The organism is Xanthomonas sp. WHRI 7064 (assembly GCF_040202355.2).
Taxonomy (GTDB): domain Bacteria; phylum Pseudomonadota; class Gammaproteobacteria; order Xanthomonadales; family Xanthomonadaceae; genus Xanthomonas; species Xanthomonas arboricola.
Map to the genome: position 1 here is coordinate 732,184 of NZ_CP167821.1, position 14,662 is coordinate 746,845.

The 14,662-nt window shown below is 68.1% G+C and carries 15 protein-coding genes; 11 read left to right on the plus strand and 4 right to left on the minus strand.

All coding sequences use genetic code 11. The features are described from left to right. Window positions 1-23: 23 nt before the first annotated feature. On the minus strand, window positions 24-971 hold the full coding sequence (locus ABQY74_RS03155; protein ID WP_349793351.1) for an ELM1/GtrOC1 family putative glycosyltransferase: 948 nt from the start codon (window positions 969-971) through the stop codon (window positions 24-26). Between the two features lie 136 nt (window positions 972-1,107). Between ABQY74_RS03155 and ABQY74_RS03160 the strand changes: the two genes are divergently transcribed. Next, window positions 1,108-1,698 (plus strand): malonic semialdehyde reductase, encoded by a 591-nt coding sequence (locus tag ABQY74_RS03160; RefSeq protein ID WP_039523198.1) that lies wholly within the window; start codon window positions 1,108-1,110, stop codon window positions 1,696-1,698. Between the two features lie 229 nt (window positions 1,699-1,927). Then, window positions 1,928-2,659 carry a YceI family protein gene (locus tag ABQY74_RS03165; protein ID WP_080716308.1) on the plus strand — a complete coding sequence of 244 codons (732 nt, stop codon included), beginning with the start codon at window positions 1,928-1,930 and terminating at the stop codon, window positions 2,657-2,659. 168 nt (window positions 2,660-2,827) lie between these two features. Here the strand turns inward: ABQY74_RS03165 and ABQY74_RS03170 are convergent, their stop codons facing one another. Next, on the minus strand, window positions 2,828-3,613 hold the full coding sequence (locus tag ABQY74_RS03170) for a siderophore-interacting protein (RefSeq protein ID WP_349793353.1): 786 nt from the start codon (window positions 3,611-3,613) through the stop codon (window positions 2,828-2,830). Between the two features lie 358 nt (window positions 3,614-3,971). Beyond that, complete coding sequence (locus ABQY74_RS03175) at window positions 3,972-4,514, minus strand: PadR family transcriptional regulator (protein ID WP_039515620.1); 543 nt, start codon at window positions 4,512-4,514, stop codon at window positions 3,972-3,974. A 193-nt stretch (window positions 4,515-4,707) separates the two neighbouring features. On the opposite strand from ABQY74_RS03175, the gene mdcA reads away from it, so the two are divergent. The 9 genes from mdcA (at window position 4,708) to ABQY74_RS03220 (ending at window position 13,704) form a co-directional block, all read left to right on the plus strand. After that, entirely contained in the window at window positions 4,708-6,354 is a 1,647-nt protein-coding gene (mdcA, locus tag ABQY74_RS03180; protein ID WP_024937871.1) for a malonate decarboxylase subunit alpha, read from the plus strand. Window positions 6,355-6,363: 9 nt separating this feature from the next. Further along, entirely contained in the window at window positions 6,364-6,681 is a 318-nt protein-coding gene (mdcC, locus tag ABQY74_RS03185) for a malonate decarboxylase acyl carrier protein (protein WP_016902872.1), read from the plus strand. 265 nt (window positions 6,682-6,946) lie between these two features. Next, window positions 6,947-7,849, plus strand: coding sequence for a biotin-independent malonate decarboxylase subunit beta (locus ABQY74_RS03190; protein ID WP_180971159.1), 903 nt, complete (start codon window positions 6,947-6,949; stop codon window positions 7,847-7,849). Next, complete coding sequence (gene mdcE, locus ABQY74_RS03195) at window positions 7,840-8,544, plus strand: biotin-independent malonate decarboxylase subunit gamma (RefSeq protein WP_349793355.1); 705 nt, start codon at window positions 7,840-7,842, stop codon at window positions 8,542-8,544. The genes ABQY74_RS03190 and mdcE overlap by 10 nt, the downstream gene beginning before the upstream one ends. Before the next feature lie 2 nt (window positions 8,545-8,546). Continuing rightward, window positions 8,547-9,188 (plus strand): malonate decarboxylase holo-[acyl-carrier-protein] synthase, encoded by a 642-nt coding sequence (gene mdcG / locus ABQY74_RS03200; RefSeq protein ID WP_349793357.1) that lies wholly within the window; start codon window positions 8,547-8,549, stop codon window positions 9,186-9,188. A gap of 332 nt (window positions 9,189-9,520) precedes the next feature. Beyond that, entirely contained in the window at window positions 9,521-10,363 is an 843-nt protein-coding gene (gene mdcB, locus ABQY74_RS03205; RefSeq protein ID WP_349793359.1) for a triphosphoribosyl-dephospho-CoA synthase MdcB, read from the plus strand. 178 nt (window positions 10,364-10,541) lie between these two features. After that, window positions 10,542-11,462, plus strand: coding sequence for a malonate decarboxylase subunit epsilon (gene mdcH, locus ABQY74_RS03210; RefSeq protein ID WP_349793361.1), 921 nt, complete (start codon window positions 10,542-10,544; stop codon window positions 11,460-11,462). Between the two features lie 87 nt (window positions 11,463-11,549). After that, window positions 11,550-12,905: an SLC13 family permease gene (locus ABQY74_RS03215; protein ID WP_024937865.1), complete on the plus strand. Its 1,356-nt coding sequence runs from the start codon at window positions 11,550-11,552 to the stop codon at window positions 12,903-12,905. Window positions 12,906-12,984: 79 nt separating this feature from the next. Continuing rightward, window positions 12,985-13,704, plus strand: coding sequence for a GntR family transcriptional regulator (locus tag ABQY74_RS03220; protein ID WP_024937864.1), 720 nt, complete (start codon window positions 12,985-12,987; stop codon window positions 13,702-13,704). Between the two features lie 150 nt (window positions 13,705-13,854). Here ABQY74_RS03220 and ABQY74_RS03225 read toward each other — a convergent pair whose 3' ends face one another. Further along, window positions 13,855-14,478, minus strand: coding sequence for an HAD hydrolase-like protein (locus tag ABQY74_RS03225; RefSeq protein ID WP_349793363.1), 624 nt, complete (start codon window positions 14,476-14,478; stop codon window positions 13,855-13,857). Window positions 14,479-14,662 lie beyond the last annotated feature (184 nt).

The window sequence follows — 14,662 nt, forward strand, 5'->3', positions numbered from 1 at the left end:
CCGTGGCATCGGCGGCGGCACCATCATACGTGCAGGCGTGCACGCACCAGTGCGGCGATGCGCTGGGTTTCGCGCAATGGATGCAGCTGCGGCGGCGTTGCGAAAACATCGCTGGCATCGCACAGACGGCCACGTGCCTGCAGTGCCCGCACATACGTCGCCACCCGGCCTTGTGCCTGTCCGGCAAACGCCGCTGCCACCGGTACCCGCGTGGCGCAGGCTTCGGAGAGCAGGTTGACCGAGTCGGCACTGGCCACGATCGCATCGGCCCAGCCCAGCAGGCCGGCGTACGGGTTGGGCCCGTCGCGCTCGTCGCACCACAGCAGGCCTGGCAGGCCTGCATGCATCTTGCGCAGCATCGCGATCGCCTCGGGCGGGGTGCGCCGTGAGGTGGTGACCAGCAGGCTGCCGCCGGCGGCGAGCACCTGCGCGCGCAGGTGCGTGCACAGTGCCGCAAGCGCTTCGGTGGTCCAGGGCAGCTGCGCGGTGGGGCCACCGATCAACAGCGCCACGCGCGGGCCGGGCAGCGCGCCGAGCGCGGCGAAGGCGGTGCGCCCGGCGGCCAGCCAGGCATCGTCCACCGGGTGCAGGCTACCGAGCAGGGTGAGCACGTTGGCGCCACGCAGCGCATCGTGCTCGGGCACAACCAGCAGATCCCAGTGGCGCGGGTCCAGGCGCGGATCCAGCAGTTGCACCACCTGGCTGCCGCGCGTGCGCAGCAGCCGGGTGGCCAGCGCGGCCTGGCGCCCGCAGCCGATCGCCAGCGCCGGCGGCTGCTGCAATTGCCGGGCAAAGCCGGATCCAAACGCCGCCTGCGCGCCCGGCAACAGGCGCGGTGCGGCCCAACGCCACGGCGCGCGGGCCTGCAGATGCAGCGCCGTGACCGGTGCGGAGTGCAGCGCCTGCGCCAAGGCCTCGGCCTGGCGTGCATTGCCGGCGCGGCCGTCGCTGACCGCCCAGGTCAGCGCCATCGTTTCAGATCCGACATAGATTTGTTTCAGATTGAGCGTGTGTTGCCGCAATCGCGTCACTCTACACTGCGGGTCTTCACGCTGGCGCCGGTGCTGCACCCTACTGTCGCCCATTCCCTTGCTTCCCGGAGTCTCCATGTCCGACTTGCTCGACGCTGCCGCGCTGGATCAGCTGTTTCGCACCGCCCGCACGCAAAACGCCTTCCTCGACAAGCCGGTCAGCGAGGCGCAGCTGCGCGAGCTCTACGATCTGCTGAAGTGGGGCCCGACCGCCGCCAACGGGTCGCCGGCGCGTTTCGTGTTCGTGACCACGCCGGAGGGCAAGCAGAAGCTCAAGCCGGCACTGTCCGAGGCCAATGCCACCAAGACCCTGGCCGCGCCGGTCACGGTGATCATCGGCTCCGACGAGGAGTTCCACGAAAAGCTGCCGTATCTGTTCCCGCATGCCGACGCCAAGAGCTGGTTCGAAGGCTCGCGCGAGATGCGCGTGTCCGGCGCGTTCCGTAACAGCTCGCTGCAGGGCGCCTACCTGATCCTGGCCGCACGTGCGCTGGGTCTGGATGCCGGCCCGATGTCCGGCTTCGACAATGACAAGGTGGATGCGGCGTTCTTTGCCGGCACGCCGATCAAGTCCAACTTCCTGGTCAATCTGGGCTATGGCGATCCGGCCGGGCTGTTCCCGCGGCTGCCGCGGCTGAGCTTCGACGAAGCCGCACGCATCGAGTAATAGCGGCTGGCACCGCGACTGCGCGCACCGTCGGGCAGGCGCAGCCGGCGCTCCGGCACGCAGGAGCCACGTACACTCCGGCTTCGGGGCGCGCCACCCGCACCACCTGACGACCGCGCCTTGTGCAATCCGCCCCGGGCGCCCGTTTCGATTTTCCTGCAGTCCTCGTCCGTCTGCGTCTGTTCCATCCGCGTTGATCCAATGCGGTCCCTCATCTCAAGGAGTTTCAATGAAGACCACCCACAAACTGTTGCTGCCGCTCGCCCTGACCCTGGCCATCGCCGCCTGCTCCAAGCCGGCCGACAACGCCGCCGCGCCGGCCGCTGAAACCCCGGCCGCCACCGCACCGGCCGATGCCGCTGCCACCACCCCGGCCCCGGCTGCTGCGCCGGCCGCCTCGACCGCGCCGGCCGTGGAAGTGGCCTCCGGCACCTACACGCTGGATCCGAGCCACACCGACGTGATCGCGCAGTGGAGCCACTTCGGCTTCTCCAACCCGAGCGCGCATTTCGGCAATGTCGACGGCACCCTGGTGTACGACGCGGCCGACGTGACCAAGTCCACTGTGCAGGTCACCCTGCCGCTGTCGGGCCTGAACAGCTTCACCGCCAAGTTCGACGAGCACCTGAAGAGCGGTGACTTCTTTGACGCGGCCAAGTTCCCGACCGCCACCTTCAAGAGCACCAAGGTCGAAGCGGCCGGCCCCAACAAGCTGACCGTCACCGGCGATCTGACCATCAAGGATCAGACCAAGCCGGTCGTGCTGGACGTCACCCTCAACGGTGCCGGCGAGCACCCGATGAAGAAGGTGCCGGCAGCCGGCTTCGACGCCACCACCACCATCAAGCGCACCGACTTCGGCGTGGGCCAGTACGCCCCGAACGTCAGCGACGAAGTGAAGATCCGCATCACCACCGAAGCCCTGCAGGCCAAAGCCGGTGACGCTGCTGCTGCCAAGTAAGGCGCAGCGCAGTCGATGCATCGGTGCGAGCGATCGCACCGATGTGCGGAACGCAAAAGCCCGCCAATCGGCGGGCTTTTGCTTGAGCGTAACCGCCCGGCTTTTGTAGGAGCGGCCCAGGCCGCGACAGCTCCACCCTCCGCCCGCCACAAGGCGCACGCCAACGCCTCACTCCGCAGCAGGGTTCGCCTTCCAGTAGCCCTTCGCGCGCACCGACTCCTTGTCCACGCCCATGTGCTCTTCCAGAAACTTGCGCATCGCACGCGCGCGCATGGATTCGGTGCCGATCCAGTAGAACGTGTCGCCGTCGTGCGGCTCGTAATCGCGCAGGCTGTCTTCCAGCAACGTGCTGCTGGCGGCATCGAAGCCATTGCGTTCCAGCCAGTACACGTCCACCTCGGCGGCACTGAGCAGTTCCTGGCGCTCGGCCGCATCGGCGATTTCGATAAAGACCTCCGCATGCATGTCGGCGGGCATCGCTTCCAGCCAGCGGCCGATCGCGGGCAGCGCGGTTTCATCGCCGATCAGCACGTAGTGGTCGTAGTCGTCGGCAACCAGGAACGAGCCGCGCGGGCCGCCGATCTTCAGCGTGTCGCCGGGCTGTGCCTGCGCCGCCCAACTGGTGGCCACGCCGTCGCCGTGCAGCACGAAGTCGATGCTCAGCTCGCCGCTTTGCGGATCGAATGCGCGCGGGGTGTAATCGCGGCCGGGCGAGGGCAGCGCGCCTTCGGCATAGCGCGGGCCGTCCGGCGTCATCGTCGGCAGCACGAAGGCGCCATCGGCATTAGGGAAGAGCAGCTTGACGTGATCGTCCGGTGCCTCGCTCTGAAAGCCGGCAAGTTCGCCGCCGAACACGATGCGGCGCATCTGCGGCGTCAGCGATTCGCAGCGCACCACCTGCACGGAGCGCAGGCGCGGATCGCGGCGGAGTTGGGTGTGGGTGTGGATGGCCATGTAGTGCTATTCCTGGATGTGGCGCGCAGATGCGCGGCGGGGGAGTGACTGCAAACGGTGATGCGACGATCTAGCCAGCGAGCTGGCAAAGAACAGCGGTTGTTGCTCACCCTTCTCCCATCGGGAGAAAGTGCCCCACAGGGGCGGATGCGGGTACGGGCGAAGCCGCGTGCATCTGCCAACCAAGCAAGGTCGATGTCTTGCAGCGACACGCTGATCAAATCGCGGAACAGCGCAGGGACAGCAATGCATGCATGCCACTGACGCCGCGCAACGCAACCACTGCGATGACGCGTCACTGCCGCAAGGCGCATTCAAACCGGTATCGGTTGGCTTCGGATCACGGCGATAGACGTACTCAGCCGTCGTCGCGCTCCATGCCGTCAGCGGCGGCGTTGAGTAGCGCGGCAATGCGTGTGGTTTCTGCATCCGTCCATTGCCCGTGCCGCGCAAACAGACCGTGCTTGATGCGGTGGATGGCCTCGCGAATCGGCGCCGGGGTCTGTGCCTTGATCAGCTCGCGCGCGCGGCGGTGGGTGCGGGCCAGCGCCGCATCCAGTGCGTCGCGGTGCTGCGCCGCATACGTACGGCCGGAGGCGGTGACCTGGTAGCGCTTGCGTCCTTCGTCCAGCGCGGTCTGCACCCAGCCATCGGCTTCGAGCTGCGCCAGTGCCGGATAGATGGCGCCCGCGCTGGGCGTGTACAGGCCTTTGAACAGCGCAGTGATCTGCCGCATCAACTCGTAGCCATGGCGCGGCTGTTGCTCGATCAACGCCAGCAGCAGCAAGCGCAGGTCGCCATGTTCCAGCGGCCGTGCGCGCCCGGCGCCACCACGGCGCGTCGCACTGGGCGCTGCGGATGGATCGAGCTCGCTCGGCAGGTCGTCGTGGCGGGAGCGCATCGTCATTCGATATATCGAAGTATGGCGAAAAGATATATCGAAGTGTGCTGGTCCGCAAGCGCCTGCCTGTCGCCCGGCTGACCGGCCTGGACATCCCTGCCTCCCATGCTGCAACGCGGCTAGACACAGTTGGCTTCCATAATTACGATGTAATTACTTCGACATTACGGGCTTGGCCCGGTGAGGCAGACGCATGAGTCGACAGTGGGACACCCAGGCCGAAAGCCGGCGCCAGCGCCTGCAGCGCGCCGCAGCACTGGCGCCGCAGGGGCGCGTGGTGGCCGCCGACGATGTGGTGGCGCTGCTGGAGGCGGTGATCGAACCCGGCGACCGCGTCTGCCTGGAAGGCAACAACCAGAAGCAGGCCGACTTCCTGGCGCGCTGCCTCACCGAGGTGGACCCGGCGCGCGTGCACGACCTGCACATGGTGCAATCGGTGTTGTCGCTGCCCGCGCATCTGGACGTGTTCGAGCGCGGCATCGCCAAGCGGCTGGATTTCTCGTTCTCCGGCCCGCAGGCCGCGCGCCTGGCCGGGCTGGTCGGCGAGGGCCGCATCGAGATCGGCGCCATCCACACCTACCTGGAATTGTTCGGCCGCTATTTCATCGACCTGACCCCGCGCATCGCGCTGGTCACCGCGCAGGCCGCCGACCGCCACGGCAATCTCTACACCGGCCCGAATACCGAAGACACCCCGGTGATCGTGGAGGCCACCGCGTTCAAGGGCGGCATCGTGATTGCGCAGGTCAACGAGATCGTCGACACGCTGCCGCGCGTGGACATCCCGGCCGACTGGGTGGACTTCGTCACCCAGGCGCCCAGGCCCAACTACATCGAACCGCTGTTCACCCGCGACCCGGCGCAGATCTCCGAGATCCAGGTGCTGATGGCGATGATGGCGATCAAGGGCATCTACGCCGAATACGGCGTGGACCGGCTCAACCACGGCATCGGCTTCGACACCGCCGCGATCGAATTGCTGCTGCCCACCTATGCCGAATCGCTGGGGCTGAAAGGCAAGATCTGCCGGCACTGGGCGCTCAATCCGCATCCGGCGCTGATCCCGGCGATCGAATCGGGTTTCGTGCACTCGGTGCATTCGTTCGGTTCGGAACTGGGCATGGAGGCCTACATCGCCGCGCGCCCGGACATCTTCTTTACCGGTGCCGACGGCAGCATGCGCTCCAATCGAGCCTTGTCGCAGACCGCCGGCTTGTATGCCTGCGACATGTTCATCGGCTCCACCCTGCAGATCGATCTGCAGGGCAACAGCTCCACCGCCACGCGCGACCGCATCGCCGGTTTCGGCGGCGCGCCCAACATGGGCTCGGATGCGCGCGGCCGCCGGCACGCCAGCGACGCCTGGCTCAAGGCCGGGCGCGAGGCGGCGCGTCCCGGCGAGATGCCGCGCGGACGCAAGCTGGTGGTGCAGATGGTGGAAACCTTCCGCGAGCACATGGCGCCGGCCTTCGTCGACAGGCTCGATGCCTGGGAGCTGGCCGAGCGCGCCAACATGCCACTGCCGCCGGTGATGATCTACGGCGACGACGTCAGCCACGTGCTGACCGAAGAAGGCATCGCCAATCTGTTGCTGTGCCGCAGCGCCGAAGAGCGCGAACAGGCCATCCGCGGCGTGTCCGGTTACACCGCCGTCGGCCTGGGCCGCGACAAGCGCGCGGTGGAAAACCTGCGCGATCGCGGCGTCATCAAGCGGCCGGAAGACCTGGGCATCCGGCCACGCGATGCCACGCGCGACCTGCTCGCCGCGCGCACGGTCAAGGACCTGGTGCGCTGGTCCGGTGGGTTGTACGACCCGCCGAAACGTTTTCGCAACTGGTAGGGGCACAGCATGGAAACCCTGCGGTATCGCTTCGATGGTCAGCATGGCGCACGCGCCGGGCTGGACCATGCGCTGGTCGGCGTGGTCGCCTCCGGCAACCTGGAAGTGCTGGTCGAGCGCGTGCCGCTGGACGGCGCGATGGAGATCGAGATCCTCACCGCCGCGCGCGGGTTCGGCACCATCTGGCAGGCGGTGCTGGACGATTTCGCCGCGCGCCATCCGCTGCGCGATGTGCGCATCAGCATCAACGATGTCGGCGCCACGCCAGCGGTGGTGAGCCTGCGCCTGGAGCAGGCGCTAGACGTCCTGCAGGGAGCCGCCGCATGAGCCACCCCTCTCACCCCGTAGGAGCGCACCAGGGCGCGACGGGCTTTCCTGGTAACGCTTCAGTCGCGCCCAGGTGCGCTCCTACGTGCGTCGTCGGGAGCACCACTGTCGATAGTGCCGAGCGCCGCCACAACGAACCGGCATACCGCAGCAATCCCGTAGGAGCGCACCAGGGCGCGACGGGCTTTCCTGGTAACGCCGCAGTCGCGCCCAGGTGCGCTCCTACGCATGTTGTTGGGAGATATCTATGAGCACCACCATTCCCATGGCCGAGCGCAGCTATTACGAGGCCGATGCGCGCGAGCGCATCGATGGCGTGCTGGATGCCGGCAGCTTCCGCGAATTCGTCGGTCCGCGTCGTCGCCTGATCAGCCCGCATCTGGCCCAGTTGGACACGCCCGGCGCCTTCGATGACGGTATCGTTGTCGGCGAAGGCACGCTGCGTGGGCGTAACGTGCTGATCGCCGCGCAGCAAGGCGCCTTCATGGGCGGCGGCGTCGGCGAGGTGCACGGTGCCAAGCTCACCGGTCTGCTCGAACGCGCCACCGCTACGCAACCGGCGGCGGTGATGTTGCTGCTCGACACCGGTGGCGTGCGTCTGCATGAAGCCAACGCCGGCCTGATCGCCATCTCCGAAATCATGCGGGCCACCTTGAACACGCGCGCCGCCGGCGTGCCGGTGCTGGCCTTGATCGGCAGCGGCAACGGCGCTTTCGGCGGCATGGGCATCGTGGCGCGCTGCTGCAGCGCGGTGATCATGTCCGAAGAAGGCCGCCTGTCGCTGTCCGGCCCGGACGTGATCGAAACCGTGCGCGGTGTGGAGGAGTTCGACGCGCGCGATCGCGCCCTGGTGTGGCGCGTCACCGGCGGCAAGCACCGCTATCTGCTGGGCGAGGCGCAGACGCTGGTGGCCGACCGCATCGCCGCATTCGCCGAGGCCGCCGTGCAGGCGCTGGACACGCTGGCAGAGCCGGAAGGCGAGGCCGCATTGCAGGCGCTGGAACTTGCACAGCAGCAGTTGGCCACGCGCATCGCCGCCTATGGCGATTGCCGCGACGGCCTGGAGATCTGGCAGCGGCAGGGCATTGTCGAGGCGCAGCGTCTGCCGCTGCTGGACACCGACGCCTTCCTCGCCGCCACTGCCGACCGGAGCACGCCATGGAACTGAGCCAACTGCTGGATCAGCTGTTTCCGCTCGGCCACGCCATCGCCCGCAACGACGATGTGCTCACCGGCAGTGCCACCACGGCCGCGGGCGAGGTCACCGTGATCGGCACCGCCAACAAGCTGGAAGTCGGCGTGGACCACGCGCTGGCACTGGCGGCGACCGTATTGGCGAGCACGCGCGCGCACCCGCAGCGGCCGATCGTGATGCTGGCCGATACCGCCGGGCAACGGCTGGCGCGCCGTGACGAACTGCTCGGCATCAACGGCTATTTCGCGCATCTGGCACGCACGCTGGATCTGGCGCGCACGCGCGGCGCGCGGCTGGTCACGCTGGTGTATGGCGAATCGGTCAGCGGTGGCTTTCTGTCGTTCGGTCTGATGGCCGACCATATCCACGCATTGCCGGATGCGCAGATCCGGGTGATGGATCTGCGCGCGATGGCGCGCGTCACCAAGCAGAGCGTGGACACCTTGCAGGCGCTGAGCAAGAGCTCGCCGGTGTTTGCGCCTGGCGTGGAGAACTACGTGCGCATGGGCACGGTGGAGTCGCTCTGGGACGGCGATCTGGCGCAGGCGCTGGGCGATGCCCTGGCCGCGCCCAGCGATGGCGATCAACGCCGGGCACTTGGCGCACAGCGTGGCGGGCGCACCCTGGCGCGCGATGTCGCTGCGGCCGTGGCCGCGGGCGAGGGCTGAGCATGCCCGGCCGCCACGCACTGGTGTGGTTGCATCCCGGCGCGCGCTGGCAAGCGCTGACGCCGGGTGCGCAGCCGCGGCTGCAGCAGTGGTTTGCTGAAGGGCTGCCAGCGGTGGTGGCGCGTGGCGACGGCAGCGAGGCACCCGGCAGCCTGCGGCTGGGCGTGCCGTTGCCGCCAGACGAAGGCAAGCAGCGCCTGGCATTGAGCGCCGGCCTGGACGAGGTTGCGCGCAGCACCGCGCCACTGGCGCTGGATGCCGTGATCGCAGCCGCACCCGCCGCGATGCAGCCTGCACTGCAGGCCTTGCTGACCCAGTGCAATGCCAACGCCCTGCAGCCGCGTGTCTTCGGCAGCTTCGCATGGCAGGCCCTGACCGGGCTTGCGTATGTGCATGCGCAATCGGATCTGGACCTGCTGTGGTCCATCGCCACACCCGAGCAGGCGCAGGCCGTGGTGACAGTGCTGCAGCGCTGGGAACAGCGCCACGGGCTGCGCGCAGACGGCGAACTGCTGCTGCCCGACGACACCGCGGTGAACTGGCGCGAGTACGCCGGCAGCGCGCAACAGGTCTTGGTGAAGTCCCCCAACAGCTGCCGCTTGCTGCCGCGCAGCGCGCTGTTTCCGGTATGGAGCGCGGCATGAGCACGCTGGTCGAACGCATTGCCGATGCCAGGCACTCCGTGACGCCTTGCAACGCGGTGGAGCGGCAGCGGCCAGTGACAGGAGCCAAACAAACGGGCATCGCACCATCCCTGGTTGATGCGGCCAGCCAATCGACGCACCAAGTGCGTGCCGATCGCGAATCGACGCTCGCACCGACACTGGCAGCGGCACCGGCAGCACCGCACGACGTACCACCGCAGCCGCTACTGCGCCTTGCCCCCGCAGACGATGGTTCGAACCGCGTGCATGCGCCATCGCGCGCTGCGCGCACGCATGGCGAGCTGCAAGACAGTGCAGCCCGGCAACACGCATTGCATGCCAAAGCCGGCACCGCCAGCGCACTGGCGCATTGGCTGGGTCGGCTGGCGGTCGCCGCCCTGCATACGGAACTCGGCTGCGCGCCCAAGCCCGGCCTGGTCACGCCGTTCGACAGCGGCAGCCATGCCGATATGGACGCGTCGACATTCCTGCGCAGCCTGTTCGCCCTGCGCGGCTACTTCGTCGCGATTGCACAGGCCGGTATCGACAACGCGCCGTTCGAGCAATTGCGCCAGCTCGGCATCGCGGCCGAAGCGGCGATGCTGCGCGCCACCGGCGGCATCAACACCCACCGCGGTGCGATCTTCAGCCTGGGCCTGCTTACTGCGCAGGCAGCGCGCTTGCGTGCCGTGCACGGGCATGCCCCTGCCGGCGAAGCAGTCTGCAGCGCGGTACAGGTCTGGCGCGACGCATTGCGGGCCGCGCCGCTGGATCCATGCAGCAATGGCCAGCGCGTGCGCGCGGCGTTCCGGATCAGTGGCGTGCGCGAACAGGCCGCAGCCGGGTATCCATTGCTGCGCGAGATCGCACTGCCGTCTCTGCGTAGCGCACTGCGCAGCGGCGCCACGCGCGAGGCCGCACTGGCGCAGACCTTGATGCACCTGGTTGCCGAGGTCGACGATCTCAACCTGCTGCACCGCGGCGGGCAAGACGGGCTGGCTTACGCAAAGGCGCAGGCGCATGCGTTTCTGGACGATGGCGGCATTGCGCACCCGCAGTGGCGCGAATGCTTGCACACCATCGGCAGGCAATTTGTCGCGCGTCGTCTGAGCCCGGGCGGCAGTGCCGATCTGCTGGCCTGTGCCTGGTTCCTGCACTGTCAGGAGACGGCATGAGCCTGTGTCGACCACTGGCACCTGCGAAGGCAACGTCCACCCAGGCGTGTGGCGGCGCGGCCCTTCGCACTGTCTCAGTGAACGGCGTGCTTGTCCTGGTCACGGAACAAAATGCCCACAGTGCGAATGAAGGCGACGCTCGCACAAGGCACAGCATGTTCTGCAAGCAGGCCACCGCATGAGCCTGGCCGTGCTCTGTCCCGGCCAGGGTGGGCAGCACGCCGCGATGTTCGCGCGGGTTGCCGATGCGCCTGCCGCGGCCGAGGTAATCGCTGCCGCGAGCGAGCTGCTTGGCGCCTCGGCGCAAACGCTGGCCGGAGACAACTCCCGCTACACCAATGCCATTGCACAGCCGCTGGTCTGCGCCGGCACGCTGGCGCACTGGCAGGTGCTACGTGCGCAGCTGCCCACGCCGGTGCTGGTGCTGGGCTACAGCGTCGGCGAGCTGGCCGCGCATGCGGTTGCCGGCAGCATGGAGATCGCCACCTGCTTGCAACTGGCTGCCACCCGCGCGCGCCTGATGGATGCGGCCAGCCCGGACCATGCCGGCTTGATGGCGGTACTCGGCCTGCCGCTGCGCACGCTGGAGGCGCTGTGCCGGACGCATGGCGCGGCCATCGCCATCGTCAATGGCGACGACCACGCCGTGCTCGGTGGCCCGCAGGCGGCGCTGCAGGCACTGGGCGATGCAGTGCAGGCGCAGGGCGCACGTGTCACGCCGTTGCCGGTGAGCGTGCCGGCGCATACGCCATGGTTGCGTACGGCCGCCGAGGCATTCGCCATCGAATTGAACAACGCGGCCGTGCAGGCGCCCAGGCTGCGCGTGCTGGCCGGCATCGATGCGCGTGCCGTCACCACGCAGGCCCTGGTGGTGGACACGCTGGCCGCACAGATCGCGCAGACCGTGCGCTGGTCCGAGGTGCTGGTGCAGGCCGCCGAGCGCGGCGCGCGGGTGTTTCTCGAACTGGGGCCCGGTGGCGCACTGGCGCGCATGGCGCGCGAGCGCGTGCCGGGCTGCGAAGCGCGATCGGTCGACGAATTTCAGAGCACCCACGGGGTGGTCGAGTGGGTCAACGCCGCATGCGAGCGCGCGGCATGACGATTGAGCAGGTGCTGCACACGGCGTGACCCTTGGGTGGCGGGTGGCCATCCGTGCTGTACGCGTATCAGGTGTCTGGGAGGGCGCATGACCCCGCAAATTGCAACGATTCTTGGCTTGGTGATCATGTTCATCGTCGCCACCGCATTGCCCATCAACATGGGCGCGGTGGCCTTCGCGCTGGCCTTCATCATCGGTGGCGTGTGGGTGGGGCTGGACGGCAAGGAGGTGCTGGCCGGCTTTCCGGGCGACCTGTTCCTGACCCTGGTCGGCATCACCTATCTGTTCGCCATCGCGCAGAAGAACGGCACCATCGATCTGCTGGTGCACTGGGCGGTGCGCGCGGTGCGCGGGCGCATCGTCGCCATTCCCTGGGTGATGTTCGTCATCACCGGCCTGCTCACCGCCTTCGGTGCGCTCGGGCCGGCGGCGGTGGCCATCATCGGCCCGGTGGCGCTGCGCTTTGCCAAGCAGTACCGCATTAATCCCTTGATGATGGGCCTGCTGGTGATCCATGGCGCGCAGGGCGGCGGCTTTTCGCCGATCAGCGTGTATGGCGGCATCACCAACAAGGTGGTGGAAAAGGCCGGGCTGGACGTCACCGAGATGGCGGTGTTCCTCACCAGCCTGGGCTTCAACCTGATGATGGCGATCATCTGCTTCTGCGCCTTCGGCGGGCTCAAGCTGATGCGCCGGCAGGAGGTGTCGCTGGCCGATGCGCAGTATGTGGCGGTGGCCGACGACCAGGCCTCCAAGCGCCCGTTCGCGATCGAAGGGCATGGTTCGCTGGTGGCCGCCGGTGGCGGCACCCTGTCGACCAATCCGCTCGCGCTGGAGGCGGTCGCCATCACGCGCGATCGGGTGATCACGCTGGTCGGCCTGCTCGGCCTGGGCATCGCCGCGCTGGTCTACAACCTCAACGTCGGCCTGGTCTCGATCACCGTGGCGGTGGCGCTGGCGTTGATCTCGCCCAGCGCGCAGAAGGGCGCGGTGGACGGCATCAGCTGGTCCACGGTGCTGTTGATCAGCGGCGTGGTTACCTACGTGGCGGTGCTGGAAAAGGCCGGCGCGGTGGACTACATCGGCACCGGCGTGTCGCATATCGGCATGCCGTTGCTGGGGGCGCTGCTGGTCTGCTACGTCGGCGGCATCGTTTCCGCATTCGCCTCGTCGGCGGCGGTGCTGGGCGCCACCATCCCGCTGGCGGTGCCGTTCCTGATGCAGGGCCAGCTCGGTGCGGCCGGGGTGATCTGCGCGCTGGCGGTGTCGTCCACCATCGTCGATGTCAGCCCGTTCTCCACCAATGGTGCGTTGGTGGTGGCCTCGGCCGCCAAGGAAGAACGCGACGCGCTGTTCCGCCGCTTTCTGGTCTACAGCGGGCTGGTGGTGTTGCTGGGGCCGCTGGTGGCCTGGCTGCTGTTCGTGGTGCCGGGCTGGCTGTGATCCGGCCCGTGTCCGGCAGGGCATTGGGGTGCCCCGGTAGAATGGGCGCCCCCACGCCAGCATCGATGACCCGCCTGCCATGACCCTCGCCCCTGATTCGCGCAACGCCAAGAAGCGCGTACCGCTGTACGAGGAAGTGGCCGAGCGCCTGCGCCAGAAGATCTACGACTACGCGCTGCCGCCGGGCGAATGGATCGACGAGCCGGCGCTGGCCGAGGAACTCGGCATCAGCCGCACCCCGCTGCGCGAGAGCCTCAAGCTGCTCGCCGCCGAAGGCCTGGTGCAGCTGGACGCCGGCCGCGGCAGCCGGGTCACGCGGCTGACGCTGGAAGACCTCAACCAGTTGTTCCCGGTGATGGCGATGCTGGAAGGCCGCTGCGCGCACGATGCGGTCAAGCGCATCGACGCAGCCGGTGTGCAACGCCTGGAAGAGCTGCACGCGGCAATGGAAGCTGCCGCCACCGCTGGCGACCTGGCCGAGTACTACCGCAACAATTACCTGATCCACGAGACCGTACAGCAGTACGCCGGCAATCCGTGGTTGATCCGCGTCACCCACGATCTGCACCGCATCCTCAAGATGCACCGCGGCCGGCAGCTGTTGACGCCCGGGCGCATGGCGCAGTCGCTGGCCGAGCACCGCGAGCTGATGGCGTGCGTACGCCGCGGTGACGCCGAAGGCGCAGAGCGCACGATGCACGGGCATCTGCTGAGCCAGGGCCAGGCCTTGGCGGCGTACGTGGCAGCGGGCGGCATGTTGAACGTGCCGGCACCATTACCGAGGGTGGGTGGGGTCTAGCAGTCGGCGCTGTCCGGGCGCATCACCTCGCGCACCGAGATCGCACATCCCGTCTCCCATCAGGAGAAGGTGCCCGAAGGGCGGATGAGGGTACGTGCGCACGCAGCACCGGGACGCTTCTCGCTCTTGCGAATCCCCAATCCCCGCCGCCTATTCCCCGCCCAACGCAAGCAAGTCATCCACGCGTTCGATCAACCGCGCGCCCGCCAATCCCGCAAACGCCTCCGGATGCGCATAGCCCCAGGCCACTGCAGCAAACGGTAAGCCCACCGCTTGCGCCGCCTCCCAGTCGGCGACCTGATCGCCCACGTACACCGCCTGCGCTGCGGTATGCCCGGTGCTGCGCAACACGCGACGCAAGGCGCGCTGCTTGCCCAGCAGATGCGCACCGCCGTCGATCACTGCGAACTTCGCGCTCAGCTCCTCGCCCAGCGCGCGCTGCACATTCTCCACCGAGTTGGAAGACACCAGGGCCAGGCAGGTGCCGCGGTCGTGCAGGGTCTGCAGCACCTCGGCAATGCCGTCGAACAAGGCCATCGGCGGGGCAGCACGCATCAGGCGGATGAAGTCGGCGGCCACCAGCGGGATGCGCCAGCTGCTCAGGCCCGATTGCTTGAGCAGCTGGCGGGTGCTCAGGCGGCGTGCGGCGTCCACTTCATGCGCTTGCGCGGCGCGGAAGCCGTGCCGCTCGGCCAGTACGCGCTGCGTGCTCAGAAAGAAACCGAACGAGTCGGCCAGGGTGCCGTCGAAATCGAAGATGATCAGCTTGGGCATTGCAACGCAGGGATCAGGGCGTCATAGCCTAACCACTGCCGCGCACACGCCGTACGCAAACACGCCACCGATGTGCGTGCAGGCGAGGTGGCGCCGCAATGCGATCGGCACAACCACTGCGCGCATCGCCAGGCAGGCGCGCGTCCGATGCCAGGGGCGGCATGCACCTCTCGTGTCCTTCTGC